The sequence below is a fragment of the Shewanella ulleungensis genome (genome assembly GCF_014648315.1).
GTDB lineage: Bacteria > Pseudomonadota > Gammaproteobacteria > Enterobacterales > Shewanellaceae > Shewanella > Shewanella ulleungensis.
Genome location: NZ_BMQW01000001.1, coordinates 93461 through 118761, shown reverse-complemented (window position 1 = coordinate 118761; position 25301 = coordinate 93461). Strand labels below are relative to the sequence as shown.

At 40.1% G+C, this 25301-nt stretch carries 21 protein-coding genes; 1 reads left to right on the top strand and 20 read right to left on the bottom strand.

From position 1 onward, the window contains the following. Window positions 1-16: 16 nt before the first annotated feature. The 5 genes from sucA to sdhC all read right to left on the bottom strand — a co-directional run bounded on the left by sucA (window position 17) and on the right by sdhC (window position 6268). The gene (gene sucA, locus IEY40_RS00515; RefSeq protein ID WP_188952333.1) at window positions 17-2839 is read right to left on the bottom strand and encodes a 2-oxoglutarate dehydrogenase E1 component; all 2823 of its coding nucleotides are present in this window, start codon (window positions 2837-2839) and stop codon (window positions 17-19) included. A 201-nt stretch (window positions 2840-3040) separates the two neighbouring features. Next, window positions 3041-3748, bottom strand: a complete 708-nt coding sequence (locus IEY40_RS00510; protein ID WP_188952331.1) for a succinate dehydrogenase iron-sulfur subunit — start codon at window positions 3746-3748, stop codon at window positions 3041-3043. 16 nt (window positions 3749-3764) lie between these two features. Beyond that, window positions 3765-5531 carry a succinate dehydrogenase flavoprotein subunit gene (sdhA, locus tag IEY40_RS00505; protein ID WP_188952330.1) on the bottom strand — a complete coding sequence of 589 codons (1767 nt, stop codon included), beginning with the start codon at window positions 5529-5531 and terminating at the stop codon, window positions 3765-3767. Next, on the bottom strand, window positions 5532-5879 hold the full coding sequence (gene sdhD / locus IEY40_RS00500; protein ID WP_160054166.1) for a succinate dehydrogenase, hydrophobic membrane anchor protein: 348 nt from the start codon (window positions 5877-5879) through the stop codon (window positions 5532-5534). After that, window positions 5873-6268 carry a succinate dehydrogenase cytochrome b556 subunit gene (gene sdhC / locus IEY40_RS00495; RefSeq protein WP_188739250.1) on the bottom strand — a complete coding sequence of 132 codons (396 nt, stop codon included), beginning with the start codon at window positions 6266-6268 and terminating at the stop codon, window positions 5873-5875. Before sdhC ends, sdhD begins: the two co-directional genes overlap by 7 nt. A gap of 410 nt (window positions 6269-6678) precedes the next feature. Here sdhC and IEY40_RS00490 point away from each other — a divergent pair, with 410 nt between their 5' ends. Further along, the gene (locus tag IEY40_RS00490; RefSeq protein WP_160054168.1) at window positions 6679-7965 is read left to right on the top strand and encodes a citrate synthase; all 1287 of its coding nucleotides are present in this window, start codon (window positions 6679-6681) and stop codon (window positions 7963-7965) included. 113 nt (window positions 7966-8078) lie between these two features. Here IEY40_RS00490 and IEY40_RS00485 read toward each other — a convergent pair whose 3' ends face one another. The 15 genes from IEY40_RS00485 to tssH form a co-directional block, all read right to left on the bottom strand. After that, a complete protein-coding gene (locus tag IEY40_RS00485) occupies window positions 8079-8663 on the bottom strand; it encodes an SEL1-like repeat protein (RefSeq protein ID WP_188952329.1) in 585 nt (194 codons plus the stop codon). Next, window positions 8657-9430, bottom strand: coding sequence for a ChaN family lipoprotein (locus IEY40_RS00480; protein WP_188952328.1), 774 nt, complete (start codon window positions 9428-9430; stop codon window positions 8657-8659). The genes IEY40_RS00485 and IEY40_RS00480 overlap by 7 nt, the downstream gene beginning before the upstream one ends. A gap of 53 nt (window positions 9431-9483) precedes the next feature. Continuing rightward, window positions 9484-9927 (bottom strand): hypothetical protein, encoded by a 444-nt coding sequence (locus IEY40_RS00475; protein ID WP_188952327.1) that lies wholly within the window; start codon window positions 9925-9927, stop codon window positions 9484-9486. Next, the gene (locus IEY40_RS00470) at window positions 9927-10745 is read right to left on the bottom strand and encodes a TIGR02594 family protein (RefSeq protein ID WP_188952326.1); all 819 of its coding nucleotides are present in this window, start codon (window positions 10743-10745) and stop codon (window positions 9927-9929) included. The genes IEY40_RS00475 and IEY40_RS00470 overlap by 1 nt, the downstream gene beginning before the upstream one ends. Before the next feature lie 120 nt (window positions 10746-10865). Next, window positions 10866-11378, bottom strand: a complete 513-nt coding sequence (locus IEY40_RS00465; RefSeq protein ID WP_188952325.1) for a hypothetical protein — start codon at window positions 11376-11378, stop codon at window positions 10866-10868. Further along, entirely contained in the window at window positions 11368-11784 is a 417-nt protein-coding gene (locus IEY40_RS00460; RefSeq protein WP_188952324.1) for a hypothetical protein, read from the bottom strand. The genes IEY40_RS00465 and IEY40_RS00460 overlap by 11 nt, the downstream gene beginning before the upstream one ends. A 123-nt stretch (window positions 11785-11907) precedes the next feature. Then, the gene (locus tag IEY40_RS00455) at window positions 11908-12195 is read right to left on the bottom strand and encodes a hypothetical protein (RefSeq protein ID WP_188952323.1); all 288 of its coding nucleotides are present in this window, start codon (window positions 12193-12195) and stop codon (window positions 11908-11910) included. 10 nt (window positions 12196-12205) lie between these two features. Continuing rightward, window positions 12206-17152, bottom strand: a complete 4947-nt coding sequence (locus IEY40_RS00450) for an RHS repeat-associated core domain-containing protein (RefSeq protein WP_188952321.1) — start codon at window positions 17150-17152, stop codon at window positions 12206-12208. Between the two features lie 6 nt (window positions 17153-17158). Continuing rightward, complete coding sequence (locus tag IEY40_RS00445) at window positions 17159-18103, bottom strand: hypothetical protein (RefSeq protein WP_188952320.1); 945 nt, start codon at window positions 18101-18103, stop codon at window positions 17159-17161. Continuing rightward, a complete protein-coding gene (locus IEY40_RS00440; RefSeq protein WP_188952317.1) occupies window positions 18100-19200 on the bottom strand; it encodes a hypothetical protein in 1101 nt (366 codons plus the stop codon). The genes IEY40_RS00445 and IEY40_RS00440 overlap by 4 nt, the downstream gene beginning before the upstream one ends. Window positions 19201-19221: 21 nt before the next feature. Next, window positions 19222-19512, bottom strand: a complete 291-nt coding sequence (locus tag IEY40_RS00435; RefSeq protein ID WP_188952315.1) for a PAAR domain-containing protein — start codon at window positions 19510-19512, stop codon at window positions 19222-19224. A 41-nt stretch (window positions 19513-19553) separates the two neighbouring features. After that, entirely contained in the window at window positions 19554-19907 is a 354-nt protein-coding gene (locus IEY40_RS00430) for a hypothetical protein (protein WP_188952313.1), read from the bottom strand. A gap of 2 nt (window positions 19908-19909) precedes the next feature. After that, the gene (locus IEY40_RS00425; protein WP_188952311.1) at window positions 19910-21766 is read right to left on the bottom strand and encodes a type VI secretion system Vgr family protein; all 1857 of its coding nucleotides are present in this window, start codon (window positions 21764-21766) and stop codon (window positions 19910-19912) included. 71 nt (window positions 21767-21837) lie between these two features. Beyond that, the gene (locus tag IEY40_RS00420) at window positions 21838-22317 is read right to left on the bottom strand and encodes an Hcp family type VI secretion system effector (protein ID WP_188952309.1); all 480 of its coding nucleotides are present in this window, start codon (window positions 22315-22317) and stop codon (window positions 21838-21840) included. Between the two features lie 360 nt (window positions 22318-22677). Then, window positions 22678-25284, bottom strand: a complete 2607-nt coding sequence (tssH, locus tag IEY40_RS00415) for a type VI secretion system ATPase TssH (RefSeq protein WP_188952307.1) — start codon at window positions 25282-25284, stop codon at window positions 22678-22680. Window positions 25285-25301 lie beyond the last annotated feature (17 nt).

Genomic DNA, 25301 nt, shown 5'->3' with positions numbered 1-25301 from the left:
TTATATAAATTATCTATTACGACAGTTTTAATGCGCTATTAACTAATGATTCTTGCTGGTGTACGTGCAACGATGGATAACCACATGCAGGTGCAGCTGACGCTTCACGACCGGCATAAGTTAATTGAGCACCTGCAGGAATGTTAGCCCAGAAGTGATGTTGGCTACAGTACCAAGCACCTTGGTTTTGTGGTTCTTCCTGACACCAAACAAAGTCTTTAACATGTTGATATGTTTCTAGTGCTGCACGCATTTCCACATCAGGGAATGGATACAACTGTTCAACACGAATAAGGGCAACGTTATCAAGGTTTTCTTTACGGCGTTTTTCAAGTAACTCAAAGTATACTTTACCGCTACAAAACACCACACGATCCACTTTGTTTGCATCTAATGGATCGATTTCACCAATAATATTTTGATAAGTCCCTTCAGCAAGTTCTTCTAAACTTGACACTGCTAATGGGTGACGTAGCAAAGATTTAGGTGACATAACCACTAATGGACGACGCATTGGACGGACAACTTGGCGGCGCAACATGTGGTAAACCTGTGCGGGTGTTGAAGGTACACACACCTGCATATTATGGTTAGCACATAATTGTAAGAATCGCTCTAAACGGGCACTAGAGTGTTCAGGGCCTTGACCTTCATAACCATGAGGTAAAAGCATCGTTAGACCACATAAACGGCCCCATTTCTGCTCACCAGATGATAAGAACTGATCGATTACGACTTGGGCACAGTTAACAAAGTCACCAAACTGCGCTTCCCAAATGGTCAAACCGCCTGGTTCTGCTGTGGCGTAGCCGTATTCAAATGCCAGCACTGACGCTTCAGATAATACAGAGTCAATAATATCAATTGGCCCTTGCTCATCAGCAACGTTACGCAATGGTAAATAAGTCGTACCGTCTTTTTGATTATGCAATACCGCATGACGGTGGAAGAATGTACCACGACCAGAATCTTGACCAGTAATGCGAACACGCTTTTTGTCTTCAAGTATAGAAGCATACGCTAAGGTTTCGGCGAAACCCCAATCAAGTAACTTCTCACCTTTTGCCATTGCTACGCGGTCACCATAAATTTTAGCAACGCGAGACTGTAGTACGTGGCTTTCAGGTGTATCAACTAACTTATTAGCTAAATTCTGTAAGCGTTCCATAGTCATAGAACTGGCGTAATCTTCATCCCATTCGCGATTCAAATAAGGCGTCCAGTCAACTGTGTGTAACGTCATAGGACGCCATTCTTTTACCACACAATCACCCGCGTCTAATGCATCACGGTAATGGTTAATTAAACCTGTCACTTCGTCAGCCGGAATGCTGTTTTCAGCGATCAATTTGTCAGCATAAATTTTACGCGGTGTTTGATGTTTTTTGATTTTGGCATACATTAACGGCTGTGTTGCACTAGGCTCATCCGCTTCGTTATGGCCGTGGCGGCGATAACATACTAAATCAATCACAACATCACGTTTAAATTCGTTACGATAATCAACAGCAAGCTGAGAAATAAACGCAACAGCTTCTGGGTCATCAGAATTGACATGGAAAATGGGTGCCTGAACCATTTTAGCAATGTCGGTACAGTATTCTGTAGAGCGTACATCAGCATGATTCGAGGTAGTAAAGCCCACTTGGTTGTTCACTACGATGCGAATACTACCGCCCACAGTAAAACCACGTGTTTGAGACATGTTAAACGTCTCTTGTACAATGCCCTGGCCAGTAATAGCAGAGTCACCATGGATAGTAATAGGCATCACTTGTAGGCCATCTTTACAACCACGACGATCTTGACGGGCACGAACAGAACCAATAACCACTGGATTTACGATCTCTAAGTGAGATGGGTTAAAGGCTAACGCTAAATGGACATTACCACCTGGCGTTTCAAAATCAGATGAGAAACCTTGGTGATATTTAACGTCACCTGAGCCGTGGGTATCAGCATGTTTACCCGCAAACTCGTCAAATAATTCTGCAGGTCGTTTACCTAAAATATTAATTAATAGATTTAAGCGACCACGGTGAGCCATGCCCACTACGATTTCTTTGGTACCCGCTTCACCAGCACGGTATATGATTTCGCGCATCATCGGAACTAATGCATCACCACCTTCAAGTGAGAATCGCTTGGCACCAGGGAATTTAGCACCCAGGTATTTTTCCATACCTTCTGCTGCGTTCAAGCCTTCAAGAATACGCTTCTTCACAGCGTTATCATATTTAGCTTTACCTAATGTCGGCTCAAGACGTTGTTGGATCCAACGTTTCTCATCGGTGTCAGTAATATGCATATATTCCGCACCAATCGACCCGCAATAGGTAGATTTAAGCGCATGAACAATATCAGCAAGCTTCATGGTTTCGCCGCCTAAAGCAAACGAACCAGTATTAAACTCACGTAGCATGTCTTCAGCTGTTAAGCCGTGGTAAGCAGGATCTAACTCTTGTACCGATTCGCGCTTCCACAATCCTAATGGATCAAGGTTAGCGTTTTGGTGACCACGAAAACGGTGAGCGTTAATGAGCTGTAGAACTTTAACTTGTTTCGCATCTAGCTCAGGATCGCTAACGCGAGCAGCGCCTTTGAAGCGACTTTCAAGCGCTAAACTACGAAAATAGTCACGGACTTTAGAGTGGGCGGTTTCGGGTACTTCAATTGAGGCACCGTTAACGGGCGGGAGATTATCAAAAACAAGCTGCCAATCAGCTGTGACTGATTGAGGATCTTCTTGATAGGCTTCATACATCTCTTCTACGTAGGTCGAGTTAGCACCACTTAAATGTGATGATTCGAGCCAGGCTTTCATGATGCCTTGGTGCATTGTTATTCCTTTCAAACTTGATACACGTGCTAGCCATAAACATAACAGTGAATAAGCAAGGTTATTCACCCGTAGTCTGAAATTATCTTAACAAGATAATTGCAGAAGGTCTCACATAAACACACAAAAGAGCCATCCCCATTATGAAGATGACTCTTAATCGAGCTTAATAAACTATATTATTTTGCTCTACTTCGTGCATTAAACAGCTCGCTTAAGCAACATTGACTTGATGTGACCAATCGCTTTTGTTGGGTTTAATCCTTTAGGACAAACGTCAACGCAGTTCATGATGCCATGACAACGGAACACACTGTAAGCATCATCTAGTTCAGATAAACGCTCTTCAGTCGCCGTATCGCGGCTGTCAATCAAGAAACGATATGCATGTAATAAGCCGCTTGGTCCGATAAATTTATCTGGGTTCCACCAGAAAGATGGACAAGCAGTAGAACAACATGCACACATGATACATTCATATAAACCATCTAAATGAGCACGCTCTTCAGGTGATTGTAAATGTTCACGAGCAGGCGCCTTTTCATCATTAATCAGATAAGGCTTAATTTTTTCGTATTGCTTATAGAATTGAGTTAAGTCTACAACCAAATCACGAACTACCGGCATGCCTGGTAAAGGACGGATTTCAATTTTCTTCCCCTTAAAGGTAGATAATGGCGTGATACACGCTAAACCGTTTTTACCATTCATGTTTACACCGTCAGAACCACACACACCTTCTCGGCATGAACGACGAAACGCAAGCGTTGGGTCTTGTTCTTTCAGCTTAATTAATGCATCTAACACCATCATATCAGAGCCATCAGGCACTTCTAAGGTGAAATCCTTCATGTAAGGCTTGGTATCTACATCAGGATTATAACGATACAATGAAAATGTTAATTTCATTTTTGCAACTCCTGCCTTAGTAGGTCCGTTTTATCGGTGGAAACGCATCACGTAATTTAGGTGACATGTTGACATCACGTTTGCTCATTGCTTGAGTGATTGGATCATACAAGCTGTGGCATAACCAATTGTCATCATCACGTTCTAAATAATCTTCACGAGAATGCGCGCCGCGGCTTTCAGTACGGAAGTTAGCTGCATATGCAGTCGCTAGCGCTGTTGCCATTAAGTTGTCTAACTCTAAACATTCAATACGTTGAGTATTAAATTCTTTTGAGTTATCGCTTAACTTAGCATTTTCAAGACGCTTTTGAATTGCTTGAAGCTGTTCTAAACCTTCAGCCATGGCATCACCACTGCGGAAAACAGAGAAATTTAATTGCATACACAATTGAAGATCTTTGCGGATAACCGCAGGTTCTTCACCGTCTTTGTTGCTTTCCCAACGATTAAGACGGGCAAGTGATGCATTAATTTCTACGTCAGACGCCAGTTTTGGATCAGGTGTAGCATCTAATGCTTTACCTAAGTGCTGGCCAGCAGCACGACCAAATACCACTAAGTCAAGCAGTGAGTTACCACCTAAACGGTTTGCTCCGTGTACAGATACACAAGCAATCTCACCTACAGCAAATAAACCTAACACGTCTTGCTCTGTGCCATCGTCATTCTTACGAATAACCTGACCACTCACCTTAGTCGGTAAACCACCCATCATATAATGACAAGTTGGCAACACTGGAATTGGACCATCGGCTGGGTCAATATGAGCAAAAGTACGTGATAGCTCACATACACCTGGAAGACGTGCTTCTAAGGTCTCTTTACCTAAATGGTCAAGTTTAAGTAAACAGTGAGGACCTAAAGGACCATCTAAACCACGACCTTCACGAATTTCTGTCATCATTGAACGTGCTACCACGTCGCGTGATGCTAAGTCTTTCGCGTTTGGCGCATAACGTTCCATGAAACGCTCGCCGTCTTTGTTTAAAAGGTATCCACCTTCACCACGACAACCTTCAGTAACCAAAACACCCGCGCCAGCTATACCCGTTGGGTGGAACTGCCACATTTCCATGTCTTGTAACTGAACGCCAGCGCGAGCAGCCATACCAACACCGTCACCAGTATTGATATGAGCGTTAGTGGTTGATGCGTAAATACGCCCTGCACCACCAGTCGCTAAAATAGTTGCTTTAGCTTTGAAGTAAACAATTTCACCGGTTTCGATTTCAATTGCTGTACAACCCACAATAACGCCATCTTCGTTTTTAACGAGATCTAAAGCATACCATTCAGAATAAACATCTGTTTTATGCTTAACGTTTTGCTGGTAAAGGCAATGAAGCAACGCGTGGCCTGTACGGTCAGCCGCGGCAGCTGTACGAGCAGCTTGCTCACCACCGAAGTTACGTGATTGACCACCAAAAGGACGTTGGTAAATAGTGCCATTTTCAAAACGAGAGAAAGGTAAACCCATTTGCTCAAGTTCGATAATAGCTTCTGGTCCGGTTTGACACATAAACTCAATGGCTTCTTGGTCACCGATAAAATCAGAACCTTTAACCGTATCGTACATATGCTGTTCCCAATGATCTTCGTGCGCATTACCTAATGCTACGGTGATACCACCTTGAGCAGAAACAGTATGTGAACGAGTTGGAAACACTTTAGATAAAAGCGCACAGCTTTTACCTTCTTTAGAAATCTGTAATGCTGCACGCATACCCGCACCACCGGCGCCGATCACGATTGCATCAAATTCGCGTACTGGAATACTCACTTAAACACCCCACACTATTACAATGCCTGACGCTAAATAACTAAACGCGACCACAACAAAGGTAAACTGTAATACACCACGCAACGCAGTGTGCTTGACATAGTCAGTCAACACTTGCCATACACCAATCCATGCATGGATAAGTAAAGCAATCAGCGTTATTAGGGTAAACACTTTCATTGGAAGCGAGCTGAATAAGCCACTCCAAATCTCGAAGGTTAACGGGGCACTACACGCGATAAAGCCTACTAAAAAGATAGTATAACAAGCGAGAATCACTGCGCTTGCGCGTAATAAAATATAGTCATGAACACCACTGCGTCCAAAACTTGCTGCGTTTGTTACCATACCCAAATCCCCGCTATGATTGATAAGACCGCTGCTAATGCAAACGTAGCCTTAGCTGATGCGACACCCGACGTTAATTCTTCCCAACGGCCGGTATCCATAATTAAATGACGAATGCCACCTAATAAGTGATAACCCAACGCGGTTAAAATTCCCCAGAGGATGAACTTCATCACGAAACTATCAAACAAGGATTGTACGCTAGCGAAACCGTCTGCTGATGTTAAAGTTGAATTCAACAACCAAAGAAGGATACCAATAGCAAATAGCATGATGACACCGGAAATGCGGTGTAGTATTGACGCGATCGCTGTTGCAGGAAAGCGAATCGTTTGCAGGTCTAGATGGACAGGTCTTTGCTTTTTCACGTTCTGCTCACTCAGCTCCATTGAGCATTATTTTTGTTATGTGTCTATTTTTTGCTTAATGGACAATGTCGACATTCGGCATAACAGTCTTAAACAAAAAACAAACTACTCTCACACATCATAATCAGTTGAGAAATCACTATTTAGTACGTAAATCGATCATTGCTAAACTGTGACGTTGGTCTCCCTTAGGGACGCAGGCAAGTATACTCGCGGGAATTGTCAAATACAAACCTCACATTATGCAAAATAAGTTTTTTTATTAATTTTTTATTCTAATGCAAGCGCAGAGCGGTTTTCAGCGGACATATACCATGGTCTAACAAATTTAAACGCTTATTTAAATTGATCTGTGATCCACATTCACTGTACAGTAATGTCCGCTTAACATGCCGCACTCATAGATAAGAATGACGTAAGGAGAACGGGGTATGGCTGATAATATAGCCAAATTAGAGTTACCAGGAAACGATTCAATCGACCTACCTATTAAAAAAGGTACTGAAGGTTTTGATGTAATCGACATTAGCACACTTGGGAAAAAAGGTTATTTCACCTTCGATCCAGGCTTTTTAGCTACTGCATCTTGTGAGTCAGCAATTACCTATATCGATGGTGATAAAGGTATCTTGTTGCATCGTGGATACCCAATTGAACAGCTAGCAACCGAATCGACCTATTTAGATTTATGCTACTTGCTCCTTTACGGCGAATTACCGTCGAAAGTTGATTACGAACAATTTGTTGCCACAGTGAAAGAACACACTATGGTACACGAGCAAATTGCATTCTTCTTTAGAGGCTTCCGTCGTGACGCACACCCAATGGCAATGCTATGTGGTGTAACCGGTGCATTATCTGCTTTCTATCAAGATTCTCTTGATGTGAACAATCCAAAGCATCGTGAAATTGCAGCTTACCGCTTAGTGTCGAAAATGCCGACAATCGCAGCGATGTGCTACAAGTACTCAACGGGACAACCTTTTATTTATCCACGTAACGATTTAAGTTATGCGGGTAACTTCCTGTCGATGATGTTTGCTACTCCGTGTGAAGAGTACAAAGTCAATCCAGTCGTTGAAAAAGCAATGGAACGTATTTTTGTATTGCATGCTGATCATGAGCAAAATGCATCTACATCTACTGTCCGTTTAGCTGGTTCTTCAGGTGCGAATCCATTTGCATGTATCGCAGCTGGTATTGCTTCGTTATGGGGGCCCGCTCATGGTGGTGCTAACGAAGCATGTTTAGAAATGTTAGAAGAAATTGGCAGTGTTGATCGCATTCCTGAGTTTATCGCGAAAGCGAAAGACAAAAATGATCCATTCCGCCTAATGGGATTTGGCCATCGCGTTTATAAGAACTTTGACCCACGCGCTAAAGTAATGCGTGAAACCTGTCATGAAGTCCTTAAAGAACTTAAAGTGGTTGACCCATTACTAGACGTAGCAATGGAACTTGAGCGTATTGCACTTGAAGATGAATACTTCATCTCTAAGAAGCTATACCCGAACGTTGATTTCTACTCTGGTATCATCATGAAAGCCATTGGTATCCCTAACGATATGTTCACAGTGTTATTTGCACTGTCTCGTACCGTTGGTTGGATTTCACATTGGAAAGAAATGTTAGATCAACCAGGCCATAAAATCAGCCGTCCACGTCAGTTATACACTGGCGAGTCTGCGCGAGATTTTGTGAGCGTTGATAAGCGTTAATCTCTTGATTAACCAAACTAAAAAAGCGCCGAAAGGCGCTTTTTTGTTATCTAAAGGTAATCTAATTAGCTTGTACTTGTTTTATTGATTTCGAAATATGATGACGGTTGGTGTTATTTAGATAATCTCTCGCTAATATAAATTTTCTCGTCTCGAAAAAACTTTTTCTCCATGTTATTATTTTCATTATTAATAATATACTGCAAACTTTTTGAAGCATCCTGCCAAAGTTCCAATTCTTTGTATATGTTATACAGAGCTTTCTGAACTGTAACTAATTGATGCTTTGTCAGTGATTTATTTTTCTTGTGGCTCAAATAATCGGTATATAGATTAATAGACTTATTAAGATCCCTTTCAACGAAAGACCCATTACTATAAATCCACGCTAATATTTTGATAGCTTCAACATCATCAGCTTGTGCATGTTTTTTAACTTCATTGACATAGCGAGTCCCATCACCTGTGTAGTATCCAATGTATAGAAGTGATCTCCAACTCCCCATAGAATAAGCCTTCTCACACCACTCCTCGAGGCTGTATGGTGCATACATTGAACTTTTCGCACATTGTTGCGCGGCCTGTTCGACTGTTAAGTTTGGATCGTTAATATCAATTGTATGCCACAAACTGTTTGCATACACATTGTTGGAAATTAAGTTTAGCGTTAACAATATAAAAAAACTTATCTTTACCATTGCAATTCACCATTTGAATTGACCCGTTTTTCCGGAATATGAACCTGAAATGACTTAATAGCCGACTTATAAGGAAATCCTTCACGGTAAAAGTACTGCTGCTTAAGCGGAGTATCTTCAGCAGAACCTTTCCTGCAATCCTTTTCGGTTAAGCACAACATACCTCCAATAAAGTCTACAAAGACAACATTATGTATCCCTTGCTTTTGGATTAACGTATCAATGCCTTCTTGATAAGATGCAGCTTCAACAGCATGCCACCGATGCATGAAAGCCACCACACGATGTTGGTTTGATTCTTTTATGATACTCACAATATTATTTGTCCAGCTATCATTGCGTTTAGTATGAGTATCCTTACAAATACCCGCCTCAGCGTTGTCAGACGAGCAAGCTGCATCAAGACTTGCCATTTGCTCTAATGTCATGTCCAAAGCAACTATTTTCAAACCAGCAGTTCTTGCTGCTTTAACAAGTTCACCATAAGCATAAGGAACTAAATACCCCCATGCCCAGTTATCATTAAAGTAACGCTGAATAACTTCAAATCCCTTACCTGTACGTTGATAGAATGCCACTTGTTCCTTCATTGATTGTGGTAACATCTCTATAGCAAAATGGGTAAAGCCAGCTGCTTTTAATTGTTTGATCGCTTTAATCGCTTCATATTTATAACCAGCAGTGTTGTGATTAGACTCACCTAGCATAACTAAGCGAGCATGACCTGCCATCGTTTTGTAATTTACATCCATGTTAATTTTATTCATTATTTGTCCGTGATTTTTATTAAAACTTGACAGTCTAATTTTCTGAAATAATACTACTTACACCAATCTGCTACAGAAACAATATCGATCAACTTTTCTTTATTTTCAGCTAACCATACATCGATCACTGTTGAAGGTTTGAATTCAGAGCCAGTACCCGGCCAGTAGTAATTCCCTGCACTATCTAAACACAGCGCGACATAAACTGGAGTAGAATTAAAAATGACATCTTCACCTTCCTCGACAAGCATTTCATAGTTTATGTTTTTGTGAGATTCACCTTTATAAGTATCGAGGACTTCAGCAAAAAAGACCTGCTTTTCTAATCCATCATTCTGAACCGTTACTTCCACTTTAGTGACTTTTAATTTAGCAAGATAATGTACATTTTTTATAGCTTGTATAAAGCCGTTTAATTCTGATGAGGCTTCGTTTTGAGCGAGCGCTGGATGGATAACACCTACTAACAAGAATAGGAGAACTATGATATTTTTCATTATGCTTCACTTCCTGCAATCGATGACTTTTGAGTATAAACAGGTAAACTGGCAGATGATGAGTCAAAGTTAGAAGGAACAACAAAAGCATCCCACACCTCTTTTTTATACTTAGAAACTTTCACACTATTACTTTGATTACCTCCGAGCATAAATAAATAATGACCATCAACGCTTTGCCCTACTACAAAAGCAACATGCCCGCCCCCTTGTCTTGATTTGATGCCTATAGCACCGTAAACAGGTTGAGTTATTGGTTTACCAAAATCAATCCACGATTTGGCTCTAAAAGCATTTTTTACAGGTTCAATATTATTTTGTTTCATTACCCAAGCAACAAAAGAGCCACACCAGGCATTTTGACCACCACTGTCATCACTTCCCCAAAACTTAGAAGCTTTAAAATATTCTAAAATTTGAGGGTTTGCTTTAGTACCTGCAACTTCGGATTCACCCACCTCATTAACAGCTGTTTTCATCCAAAAAGCATTAGTTACAGGAATTTTTAAAGAGGTATTTACATTAGGAAGTACGGGTACACTCAACAGTTTTTCATTCATCTTTCTATGAGTTCGACCATTTACGTCAATTTTGCCATCTGGACGTACCATGTTGAGTACTTTACTTTGAAATAGCTTTATCGCTGCAACAGTTTTAGCGCTTTCAGGCCTAGAACCTAAACGGCCATCAACAATTAAAGGTTTTGTAGGGGGAATGAGTTTAAGTAGTTTGTTTAAACCAGTTTGTACTACTTTTACATCGTTTAAATTGTTAGCGCCACCCAGCCCGACAGCTTGAGTTATTTTTATTGATGACATCGTATTATCCTTGTCATTATTGGTGTAAAGCAGAAGTTAAATCTACTAATTTAGTACTTATTATGGTACCAATTAACTTTTTCACATAGATTGTGTTGGGCTAGAGGCTAAATACCCTCATCACTGAGGCCCCCCCCAAACCTGCTCAATAATGACCATCGGATTAAATGGTTTTTTTAATGATTCGATACTTTCTAATTGAGCTTTTATATTTTCAGTAAGATTTTCATACTCTCGAGCAGAAGCTACTGCAGATTTAGGAAAAACTAAAAGACGTATATTTTTAATTTGCTCATTTATAGCCTGAGACTTTTCAACCTTATTCTGCTCTTGTAATGTCAGAATAGCGCGAGCTAAATTAAAGACTTCAGGCTGAGCACAATTATATAACGCATCATCAAAAAGCTTACCGAGAACACCTGCAGTTTCTCGAGGCATCTGTTTTAATTTCAACATATCACTTTCTGGTAAAATGAAATCCGTTACTTGCTTAAAGCAATGGCTACTTTTATTCTCATATTTAGCTAAGTTAACCTGCAACATAAGTGTTGCATATTTTCCATCTTCAGAAATTTCAGCTTTAGCCATAAAAGATATAAATAAAAAAAATATAACGATACATTTATTCAACATTGGGCTTACATCCTTTTACTATTGAACTCCAAAACAAGTATTCCTTTGGGCTTCCGTTATGAGCCATAACCTGCTTAAATGCAATTTTGCTTATAGACTCCATGGCTATCTTATCAAAAGCACTAAATGACTCGAAAAAATATTCCCAATTGGCCTGACTCACTGCATACTCAGTTTGCGCCGCGTCAGAACCTGCAATTTGAAATGCCAAGGAATCATCCAGAAATCTTACACCAGAACCAGAAGTTCCTTTAACTGCAAGTCCCCCAAATATTGAATAAAACTGACCAATTAACAGAGAAAGCCGACCTATTTTTGTGAGATCATATATCTCATTAATCTCTGCAATTCCCAGCTTACTTTCCTCATCAAAACTTAGGCCTACTATCGCTGGACATTTTTTCATAACTATTTCCTTTAGTTAACATAATAGAGAATCCTTACCACTTTATTTTCTTTTTTTAATTTCTCGTAAATCACTTTCAATGACTGAACTTTTTCATTTTACGACAAATCATTCTTTCACAATTTAGCGATATAATTCCATTTCCATCAAGTATTCCCCGTATGCTCTCATTGTCAAAAACTGCTTACCTGCCAAATAATAATCTCTTTCTATACCCTTCATAGCCTCATCAATCTGCTTTGAATTAAGGTTCTTCTGATAACGAAAACTCCAGTATTTTTTAAGATCCAGCAAATTGAATGGATCTTTACCTATTAAAGGAGCTTCCTTTATTGCCTCATTTAACATTTGTTGATATTCAGCTTCTTCCTTTCTTCTAATCTCTTGTAACCATTTATCATGTTCATTCATATCATCACCACTAGTTTTCCCCATGAGCGTCAATAGCTTGCTTCCATGTTTTCCCTTTGTTAGCGCTAAGGGCGTTAATCGCATCCTTCTTGAATTTTCCATCTGGCAAAGCATTTGTCACTCTAAATATTTCTTCATTCGTAATTATTTTTTCTTTCAAATCAATCACAAATTGATTATTTCCTTTTCTTCTTGTTAGTTCCACGTAAGCATCTCGATTATAAACTGACGTTTTTCCATCTTTCACTACTGCAACCAATTCTTTATTTCCATTAGGCAGAGTGTGGTGCAATTCGTAACGGCCTAAATTTGGGTTATTTTCATAATACTGAACAAATTGGTTTCTATTGCCTCGAGCAGCGACAAATCCTCCAGCGACAACATCAAAAGGGACGATTGGATCATCTCCTCCTGGAGTTCGTAAAAGAACTCCTAGTAATGACATTTCAAGTGGTGCATCAACATCAAATACATTTACTTGGCGATCCGTTGCAAGCGCTTCTTTGTGTAGCCCCTCTATCTCATAAAGCCCACCAAGCCTCTTATCGACGATAATTGACGGTACTTTGCTTTTATTCTCAGATTTAAGCAACTCAACTTTGAGTTTATCCGAAAGCATTGCCGCTTCCCAATGCGTTTGATCATGTGTTAGCGTTGTATTATCTTTTTTCGCTTCATCAATCAATAAAGGTTTAATATTATCTGGGTTTATTACAGGAATATCTCCTAAGGCCAGTTCAGGGATAACGCCAGACTTCATTAACCTTGATTTACCCGCACCGGTATTACCTCTCATTGCATGAATAGCAGGTAAACCTACAAGTGTTTGTACTTTAGATAAAGCTTCGACTGTAACTCTATTTAAGATATCCGCATGTAATAACCTTCTTTCATCAAGCCAATTTTCATCTACTGCAGCTTTATCCCAGGACTCTCCCATTGCACTATCATCTGTAAATGCATCTAATGTGGTCATGGTACCATTGCTATTTGCTAGCTTTGTTTTACGAGCAGCATAGGTCTGCGAGTCTTCTTTACATAACCCAAACGGATCCACCCAATTAACGGGATTAGGCGCATATTGATAATGGTTTATGCCACCCACTAATCCGATAGGGTCTTGATGTATAAATCGTGCTTGCCCAGGGCTGTAGTACCTAAAGCGGTTGTAGTGTAACCCTGATTCGTCATCAAAGTACTGACCTTGAAAACGGATTGGGTTAGCAATTTTGTCTTGCAGAACTGCATAATCAACATGCTCATTATCCGCATCTTTACAATCTGCGCCTTCAATTGTTTGACCGAACACGTCTTGTTGGCTGCGCCAAACAATTTGGGTGTTTTCATCAGTTAAGCAAATCGGTGTGCCGAGTTGGTCTAGGTGATAATAATAAACCAGCCCGGACTTAATGAGTGCGACGGGTGTGAAAGTATCAGGTTGATAAATATACCAGGTGTATTCACCTAAGGTGCATTCGCCAATCAGTTGATGATTATCCCAAATAAAGTCGGTGCGACCAAGCTCAGTGATTTTCGCACTGCGGCGACCTAATGCATCATATTCGTATTGGGTCAGCTTGCCATTAACGTTGATTTGAACCAGTTGGTTTAAGCCATTAAAGCTGCGTTGTTGTTTGTCACCCCTACCCACTTGGCTGATTTGGTTGCCACTGGCGTCGTAGCGGTAATCGACACCCGCCATGCTTATTAAGCGGTCGTTGTTTACCACCACATCATGATTGTTTTTATTCGGTCTTACTGTTTCAGCTGATTGACTGCTAGCCGTTTCATTAGCGCTAACATGATTACTACTTATATCTTGGGTATGGGTATGAATATCACTAGCACGAATAGCCTGTAATGGGTTACCAAAAGCATCCCATTGGTATTGCTGACGAAAATCAGATGCATTGTCAGCAATATTTAGGTTTTCGCCAAACACGCCAGAATGACTATTACTGATTAACTGGCTAATTTTGTTATAGCTAAACTGTTTAACCTCTGGCTTGTGGTTAATGTGCTCAGAAGACTGACCATCCACAGCGCTATCGTTACCAAGCTTACTTTCGCAGCGTTGTAATTGATGCTGTTTATCGTATTGATAACGTCTTGATTCAAATAATTGCGTCTCTTTTTGTGCATGTCGCCATGTCTGCTCAATTAATCTTGAATGAGCATCATAAGCATGAGTGAGTTCAAGCTGATTACCCTGTATGGTTTTATCCAATAAACCCGATGGTAGATAGTGATAATGGGCCAGCTGCACAATCGGCTTCGATGGGCCATTGCCTGTAACGCTAATGCCACTTAATTGACTGTTTTTATTGTATTGATAATCAATCTGTTGCCCATCAGGTAAGGTTAAGACACTGCGATTGCCTGAGTCATCATATTGATAATCAAGTTGCCATTGGCTTTGTTGTACCTTGTTAATGCGCCCTTGAGCGTCAAGATGTTGTTGCACGGTACGATGTTGGTTATGGGCGCGGGTAATTTGCCCAATCTGATTATATTGATAAAAATTCTGGGTATTGAGTAATGCAGATGTGGCACTGGGCTCAAGTTTGACATGGCTACTTTGCTGACAAATGCGCCCCATAACATCACGTTTTAGCTCAACAAAACGAATATCACTGTCGTTCACGGCAACTAATTTGTCATTAGCGTCATATTGATAATGTTGTTCACGGCCATCAAAACCAATTAAGGTTTTAGGTTGTTCTGTTGCTGTGTATTCAATACGGTACTGAGCACCGTCACTGCGTTCGATGCGATTTAGGTTACGTTCTTTATCATAAAAAAACTTCAGCCAACTGCCATCGGCAAAGGTTTGTTGGCGCGGTTGGGCTAAACCGTCATAGTCAATAATGTTATCAATGTACTCACTATCGTTACTGAGATCTTGCTCGCCAGCAACATCAGCCTGTTGGCGCTGGCGAATAATACGGCCGGCATCATCGTACTGATAGTAATGACTAATGGCTTCTTCAGGTTTGTCTTGATTATCTTGTGGGTAGGATTTACTTTCGACAATTTGGCCTTTGTTGTCGCGAATAAATTCAGTGACCAAACCTTGCGGATTAATCGTGGCGTTAACACGTCCCAGTCTGTCATGGCTAAAACGGGTTAACGCATCACCGACTTGCGTTGCCAACAATTCGCCATCGCGGTCCCAATGGTAACGATGAACAACCCCATTAACATCGACTTTTTGCGTTAACTGCCCGGCATCATTGTATTGGTATTGACTTTGACGGCCATCAAAACCACTCTCAGACAATAATCGCCCCGTGGCATCGTAATGTCTTTTAGCCGTTCGGCCTATGGCATCTATGGTAACAATTCGTTGACCTAAGCGATTATATTCAAACCTTGTGGTACCACCATCTGCCTGAATAACAGCCAGTAACTGCCCTTGCTCGTTATAGTTGTATTGTATTTTATTATCGCATGCATCAACGGTGGCCACTTTACGACCGACAGCATCATATTGATGACGTATCACACTGCCATTAGGCTTATGATGCTCAGTCAAAAGCCCCTGTGCATTATGAATAAAAGTCTCGCGATGACCTAAAGAGTCTGTGCAACTGCTTTTTATACCGTTAACGAGTGTCGTATAGTCAAAGTGATAATGATAAATATCATCATCACCCCATTGCTCAATACATTTCGCACGCTGATCGTGCCCGTCCCACGAAAAGTGATGACTAAAGCCAGATGCTCGGGTTCTGCGTTGTAATAAGTAGGTCGTAGTTCTGCTACGATATGAAACATCTTCGTCAGCGGAATTTGTCGCCGACTTCACTTTGACATAACTGTAGCGCTCTACTCGTCCGTTGCTGTCTGTGGCGGCAATAAGGGCTTGATCATCATCGTATTGATAGCTAGCTAACAAATTTTGGTGAATTTGTTTGTTGCCTTCGTTATCTAACATGTAAGAAGCGACTTTTAACAAATTGCTTTGTGCATTGTAAAATAACAATACGCCACGTTTTGGGCCTGTGGTGATTTGGGTTAAACGCCCTTGCTGATCATAATACAGCTGAAAATATTGGCCTTGATGATTACTAATCGTTTCAAGTTGCCAAACCAGTTTACCCGCAACGGTTTTTTGTATAAATGCCCAATGGCTGTCATCTGGCTTTATTAGCACATGGCGGCCATCTTCTTGATGGACTAACGACCAACCTGTCGAAAGTTGAATGCTGGTTTGCCCTCGTTTAACCGAATCGAACACGTGTACTCGGCCTTCATCGTCGGTTAATTCAAACCAATATTTACCGGGTTTTTTAGGGCCTACTTTTTCAGGCGCTTGGTATTGATGGGTTAACTGTAAACAAAAATTGTGTCGCCAACCAAAACCCAATCCAACATTGTGTTCAATTTTGCTTGAGCGATATAAACGGCGCCACGTGAGCGGCATTAAGCCATTAAGCTCAAAATCAACCAGTGGCAGTATCTCCTCTCCACTGAGCATTGAAACAGGATCGCTGCGGCATTCTTGTTGCGCAATACCGACGTCGGTAGGTGTGTGGTTATTCACACTACCAGATGCAACTGCTGCTGAGGTTTGCTTACCCTTACTGGCTTTAGGCTTTTTTGAATTGCCAGAGCTAGCACCTAAAGAACCTGTTTCAGTAGAGTGTTGAATTTGTTGTTTAGGAGTTTCGACATACACTCGAAGTAAATTTCGGCTAATGGCATCACTCAATTTAACGGTAATGTCCCTTGCACGTAATGTTGTATTTAAGCCAACGCTCATCACCAACGCGTGCCCTTGCATTAATGCATTTCGATCGCGCACTAAATGAGGCGAAATTTCATTAATAATGGCACCGATATTGTCTGCTTGATCAAACGTTAATAACTGGAAACCACCTGGAGTGGATACACTGGTAGGCGCAATAACAATATAACGATTTAGGCCTTTAAAATAAAAATTACTTACCGTCATGTTTGCTTATGCCTTCTCTATCCATGAGTACATTGCCAAACCCAGATGAAGTTGTTGAGACACTTCAAGTTGTAAGCTTGTTCCTGTAATATTTTGTTGTTGATAACGATGATAGATATGTAAAAAATTGTATAAACCCGCGGCACAACCAATGTCGCCAGTAAAATAACTTGATTGAATGATTTTGGTATATTGGTCAATACTTCCTGCTAAATGCTCGTAAGCATTTAACCAATTGTCTGTCACATTCGCTTGGTGCCCAGGCAAATAAAGTTGTGACAAAATAAGCGCACTTTCAAGCTGACTAACACAATCAAATAAGGTTTTTATCGTTTGTGTTTGTTGAACACTGCTACAAGACTCTTGAAAAATATTATCTACTTGCAAGCCATCTGATGCTAAATTGATACTGGCCATGATGACAGCTTCAGCAGGGCAACGTCCTGAATCTTGTTGTTGTGAAATTAATTCGTTATTGCTACCTAACTCATCGAGTTCAAAAAACAAGCTGTCCAATGCAATAAAAGTCGCACCTGTCGTATCACTATCTGTAGCTTTTAGAGTGTTAAGTGCAGATAGTACCCCTGCACTTCCCATGGGGAAAAAACGGCTCTGCGGATGTTCAAAACAGTGTGGCAAAAGTGCATGCAAACGAGCAACAAAATCAATTAACTGTCGCTGTTCAAGGTTAGGTAATATCCAATAAACAGGCTGATGCCGATAAGGCTGCCATTGCTCCTCATTTAAAATGGGTAGCTTATGCAGTAATTCTATTAAACGCGAAAATTGGTTTTCAGTAGATAAACCATGTGCCATCAGTGAGGCAATATGTTGGCCATTAGGTAACTGAAAATCAAAATCTAATGGTTCTGAAAATGGCAGATTAATTAAGTGTTGAGGGTCTTGATACTCACCAACGATGATACTAACAACATTTGCCTTTATAATCATAAGGCAACCTTCACACGTTGCTGAGTGGGACTAATTTCATTTTTTAAGCGCAGTTTATGCAAAAAAGCCACATGCTGATGAACAGGGCTTGAGTGACTAATAATTTTGTCTATACTCGCTATATTGACCTCGATGCCGTTAATCAATCTCACTTCAGGCATTTTAGGGGCAAGCAACATCCAACGATGCAACAATTTAGCACTATAAAATTGTAAATATTCGCAACGTTCTACTTCATCTTCTTCAAATTGCCACTGGTAAGGAACAGCCTGATCGAGTTCTGGGCCTAAAATAGTCCGTAGCGCTCTAAAGGCGATTAATGTTTGATTAGGTTGTTGCATCGCTCTTGCTAAAAATGGCACGAACTTACTAAAACCAGAGAGTCCCATTAACTCGATTACCCGCAGCGTGAAATCAGTATGTTGACTCATTTGATTAAAAATCTGGGTAACGGTCTCTTCACCTAAAGACGTCATAAACACTTCGAACAAAGCACTATGGCAATACTCTAATTCGACAAATAAACCATAGAGTTTTAATGGCTGATTAATGTGAGTCATTAGCATTTCAATGTACAAAGAGGTTATAGATGAACGGGATATATTAAGAGAATCTATGCCATCTGCGCGTTTTAAGCGCTTACCACGATAAATACAAAATAAGATATATTGTTGAATTTGTTCTGCTGTTTTATTACTAGCGGTAAAGTTAACCTTGTCGAAATGTAATTGACTAGCCATTAGTGCTAATGATGATTGAGATTCTGAAGCATTAATCATCGTGCTCGCAAACAAAGCTTGAATGATTTTAGATTGCTCGGTAGGTTGAGACTTAAAATGGATCTGCAGTAGCAACGTTAAAATGACGAGTCTGTCTATTAAGGTGTAGTGCTGATCCGTTTCAAAAGCATTGACTATCTCATCATTAGTTTTCGCATTAAGTAACGGCCAGGCGCCATCATTTTTTTGCTGGATCATATTCAAAATGACCGTTAACGATTGAGTATTATCTTCAATATTTTTTGGCATACACTGAAACGACGACAACATCACTTGTCGCTGTGCTAATAGAAGATTAAAACTATCAATCAAATTCATTTACCACAATCCTTGTTCATACTAACCAATCATTACAGTAGGATTTCCTACTATAATTTTTCCTCCATGAGCCGTACCATCACCCATTCTTGCCGCAGGTTTACCATTGATAAGGACTGAACTTGACCCTGCATTAATAGTGTCTGGCGGGCCGACACAAATTAATTTGTCGCCTTTACGCGCTGCCGGTAATGAGCCAATTAACACGTTACCTGATCCCATAACAATTGGGCCGCCGACATGTGGCACTGGACCGGGATTTGTTTTAGGGCAAAGGTGCATGCATGAAATGGTTGCGGCTGGCATTCCCATCAAATATTCCTTTATTTGTTGTACTGCGCTTAATGTGTGGTTTACTCGCTATCTAACGGTATGACCAATAATGAACGTTGCTCAAGTGCTATCGCTATCGTGCTAATCATTTCAGATTCAGATTGCTGAATCGCGGCATAAGTATCATTGTGCAGATAACAATAAATCAGGTTTAACAATTCTGGAGAGTTTTTCCAACTGTGACGATTCACTAAAAACTGTTCACCAAATGTTGCGCTAACCCATAACGTCATATTAGGAGTATTGAGTAATGGGTCATGAGGCTTATCAACTGGTTTACACAGCAAATGTCGGTAACCAAATTGGCAAACAATTTCATGACCTCGACAAAAAGGGCCTAATAGACCGACGCCAGGATAGCGAGATAATGACATGTTTAGTTCAACTTAATTTGTGCGGCTTTCAAGGCAATGCTGGTACCATTCACCTTAACATTGGTACCTTTAATTTTGATGTTGGTACCTTCAATAGAAATAGAACCGTCGCTACTCATTTTGATTGAGGCACTTCCAGTTTTAATCACAATCTCTTTACCGGCTTCAATGTTAAGTACTTTACCGACTTTTAAACTGTCGTTATTAGCGATATCTTCAAATCGGTCATTACCAATTTTTACATTATCGTTATTAACGATATCGGTAAAACGGTCATTACCTATTGTGTCTTTTTGATCGTGCTTAACGTTTAATAAATGATCTTTTTCAGCTTGTAAAAACAATAACTCTTTGCCTTTTTCATCATCAAAACGTAACTCATTAAAATTGTCAGCCCCACCGTCTTTCGTGCTGTGAGTTTTAATACCTGACTGAGTCTTTTTAGCGGGTAACGCATAGGGAGGCATTAAGTCTGCGTTATACACAGCGCCACTGATTATGGGCTGGTCTGGATCGCCATTAATAAATTCGACAAGCACTTCTTGCCCTACACGAGGAAAGAAAAATGCACCCCATTTGTTACCTGCCCAGCTTTGAGCGACACGGATCCAACACGAACTTTTACTATTGAATTCGCCTTCTCGGTCCCAATGGAATTGCACTTTCACACGGCCAAACTTATCAATGTGTTGTTCATCACCAGGTTCGCCTGTAACAACGGCTGTTTGAACGCCATTAATGAGCGGCTTACGCAAATGAAGTTGTGATCGGTATGGTGTATTTTTGGGTACGCATTCAAAATCATTTTGATAAACGCTACCAGACACAGAATGCGATGCACCTGATTGATTAGGTTGCGATGCCGACGTTCTAAGTGAACTAACCACAAAACTTTTACCTTTGTAGCTGGCGTTTTCATGATCTTTGAAAGTAAAGAATTTACCCACCATAAAGCTACGGCAATCACCTTGACCACTGCATTTATTCATGTCTTTTTGCAGGGCTTCAAGTTGGTTATTAGCGAACGGTTGAGGGCGCTTATTAAACTCTGACTCACCTAAATAATCATAAACTTCAAGCGTGCTCTGCTCTGGCAAATTTGCTTTAGCGTGATTACCGGAAGGATACAGCTTAGGTTGTTCGTAATCGTAGCCTTTTTGAATAAAGCCACCACTGACCATGCTCATACCGCCTTGCCAATGTGAGACATGAGATTCAGCTAAATGGCCAGAAAAACAACGCACCTTTTCTTCTGCACAAGGTTTGTACGCATTAATGTCGTCAGCAAGAACTAAAGTATGAGCACTTAAACTGTGCTCGAAAAAGAAGAAAATGCCTTCTTGCTGCAATAATCGACAAACAAAATCTAAATCAGATTCTAGATACTGGACACAGTATTCATACTTTGGGTAAGAACTGGTTGTTTTATTTTGGAATTCAACTTTATGTTGACCAAACAAGTCGGTAATGATGTCTATAACAGACTTATTTTGAAAAATTCTACAATTACTTCGCTTTTTCATCATAGCCATTTGAGGCACGATAACGGCTTGATAATCGATATAGTTTTGAGCATCGTCAGACGCAGCAGTGCGCATTCCCGCAGACTCGAGATGACTTACCACACCATGAAAGTATCGTACTGCACCATCGCTTTCTGCATTGCGCAAAGTTAGGCAAACATTTTTACCCACTAAGCTGTCGAGGCTAATCTGTGTGCCAACAGTAAACATAGACACGCTGATTGAAAATAACTGAGAAATGGCTTCAGTGGCAGTAAAATGCGTGAGATACAGAGCATCCTTACCTAATGGCGTCGAGATACTAATGATATTATTTTTTTGCGTGGCCTTAAGCATTCCTTGCCTCAGTCTTTAAGAATAAAGATCTTGGGGAAACAAGTTCCCCAAGATTTAAGATCACAAACAACTTACATTTGTTGACCTTTAACACCGCTGTAGCCATAACGTAGCGCTGCAGTAATGTTATTTTTGTCATCAGTAGGCGTAACAGCCATCATCATTTCGGTGTAACTAATAGTGATTGTCTCAACAGGACGGTCACCATGTACAGAAACGCTGTAGCTAGAAATCATTGCATCAGTAAGTTCGATTTGCATGATCTCTTCGATTTTGTCACCTTGCTTAGTGATATGGAAAACCGCTTTTTTACCTTTACCGATAGTCGCTTCTTTGAACAAGTCAGTAGAAGAGTTATCTTGTAGTTTAGTAATAGTCACGTCACCTAAGCGAGTTGAGCTAGCTTCACGGTCTTTTGCAGTACCAGTGAAAGAAGTGATTTCACGGCTAACATTCCAATCGACTGATAACACAGTAATCATGTCTTTGAATTCTTCAGCTGTGGTTTCGCCTTTGATACCTTCATAGTTTAAATATGTATTTGCTTGCATTATTAATGCTCCTTTTGCGTGAATGTCATCCATTAATGGACAGTTTTATAAGTTCAATGATTTAAACTTAATATTTCAATTTATTAATATGCACTTACCAACCGACAAGACTTAATCGTAATGTCTATTTAAATATGGTGAGAGTTGTAATTAGCGAAAAAGATTATATCAAAGGTTTATTGATAATCAACTATTCGCAGAGATAAATATAATCATTATTTATTTAATATTTTTACATCAAAAATAATTAGATAACATCAATTAGGGTATATACCCACTAAGTAAAACCCTAATTATGATGTACTATAAATATAAAACTAATACTATTTAATAAGTATGTTTTTGCAATAAATATAACAACTAGATTTTATATACAAATTCTTCTTTCACAATATTTACTTTTACGTTTGAAGTTTTTTTATTGTTGGCCATATTCTGTAATATTTTTATAGAAAGGTCAGGTAACATCGTATTTTGTAAAATATTATGCACATTTCGAGCACCAGAACCCGCATCCTGACACATAGAGACAATCTGACTGACCACATCATCACTATAGGAAAATGTTGCTTGGTAATGGTCTGATAATCGATTACCAATTCGAAGTAACTGAAGTTTAGTAATTTCGTTTAACATTTGTTGAGTCAACGGAATGTAAGGGATTACATTTAAACGGCCTAAAAAAGCGGGTTTAAAATAGCCAAGTAAATCATCTTGCAATGCTTTTCGTAACCCATTTATTGAAGGGGTGATTTGTTCATCTTCAAACAATGCCATCGTGGTATCTGTTCCAGCGTTAGACGTCATAATAATTATGGTATTTTTAAAGTCGATATCACGCCCTTCACCGTCTTTTATCATGCCCTTATCAAACACTTGATAAAAAATATCTTGTACTCCAGGGTGCGCTTTTTCCATTTCGTCTAATAAAATAACGCTGTAAGGCTTGCGGCGAACAGCCTCAGTTAATACCCCACCTTCACCATAACCGACATAACCTGGAGGAGAACCCAACAATAAAGACACTTTATGTTCTTCTTTAAATTCTGACATATTAATGACAGTGACATTGTCTTCACTACCATACACTTGCTCGGCCAATGTTAATGCCGTCTCAGTTTTACCGACACCACTAGGACCTGTTAGCAAAAACACACCTATTGGTCGTTTTTCATCACCTAATTGTGCTCGAGACGTTTGCACCGTTTTTGCAATTAAGTCTAGTGCATGGTCTTGACCAATCACGCGCTTTGCCATAGTGTCTTTTAAGTTTAAAATCGTTTTTATTTCATCATCTTGCATTTTCCCTGCTGGGATACCGGTCCAATCAGAAATAACTTCGGCAACCAGTTGCTCATCAACTTGCCAATGCACCATAGGCTGTTTATTAGCTGATAATGTTGCTTTTAAAGAGCTTAGTTCGGCTAATAAAAGAGCCGTATCAGTGTCTGATGCTTGAATTTGGCCAACTAATTCTGCAATTTTCTGAACAGTGACGAGCTCTTTTTGCCACTGTGTCGTTAATGGCGATAATTCTTTTGACAACAGTTTGTGTTTTTTGGTTAATTCCGTAATTGATTTTTTATGGTCTGAACCGGTTTTTTGCTCACGATTAAGAATATTGATTTGCGTCTCTAACTGTTGAATTTGTCTTTGTAATGACTCAACCATACCTGGTGTAGAGGCCTGACTCATCGCAACTCGTGCACAGGCCGTATCCAATAAGCTAACGGCTTTATCAGGTAATTGACGCCCTGTAATGTAACGATGTGATAAGTGAACAGCCGCACATAACGCCTGATCAGAAACAAGAATTTTATGATGGCCTTCCATTACAGGTAACAAGCCACGCATCATAGCAACAGCTTGTTCAGGTGAAGGTTCTTCAATTTTTACCACTTGAAAACGACGAGTTAATGCAGCATCTTTCTCAAAAAACTTTTTATATTCTGCCCAGGTTGTTGCCGCAATAGTTCGTAATTCACCACGAGCAAGTGCCGGCTTTAATAAGTTTGCAGCATCATTTTGTCCAGCTTGTCCACCACTGCCTATCATTGTGTGTGCTTCGTCAATAAAAAGTACAATCGGTTTAACAGACTGTTTAACTTCGTTTATCAGTGCTTTTAATCTGTTTTCAAACTCGCCTTTTACGCCGGCACCGGCTTGAAGCAAAGCTAAATCAAGCACATGGATACGCACATTTTGTAATGCTGTCGGCACTTCTTTTTGAGCAATTTTCAGTGCTAAACCTTCGACAACAGCGGTTTTCCCTACCCCTGCTTCTCCCGTTAAAATAGGATTGTTTTGACGACGACGCGTTAAGATATCAATCATCTGTCTAATTTCATTATCACGACCAAGAATGGGATCGATTTTGCCATTTTCGGCTTGTTCAGTTAAATTTTGCGTAAACTGATCTAAGCTTGGCGTTTTACTTGGCGCGGTTGACATCGCTTGAGTTTCTTCAATATCGGTACTCGACACTTTATGCTCTGTCGATTGACGAGCAAGCTGTGGCCAAGCATGTTTAAGTTGTGCAGGATCAATTTTAAGTAATTGTTTTGCTGAACGTGACACTAAAGAGTTTAATGAATCATCTGTCAACAATGTAAAAATCAAATAAGCAGTTCTTATTTCACTATCGTTAAACTCAATACTGGTGTTTAACCATGTTTGACGTAACAAGCTCACAATATGTGGAGATAAACTTGGGGCCGCACTGTTACCCGTTTTAAACTTTTCTAATCCCTGGCGAATATCGCTAATCAACTGGTCTTTTTGGACAGAAAAGCTGGCCATGATGATATCTAAATCACCTGAGCTATTTTCTAATAACGCTAATAACCAATGTTCAATTTCAACACTAAATTGACTACGGCTATGGCATACGCTGGCTGCAGTTTCTAGAGATTGTCGACATACAGGGTTTAGTTTTCCTACCAATTTACTTAAAGTCATCGCTGACATATTCATAGTCCTTTATT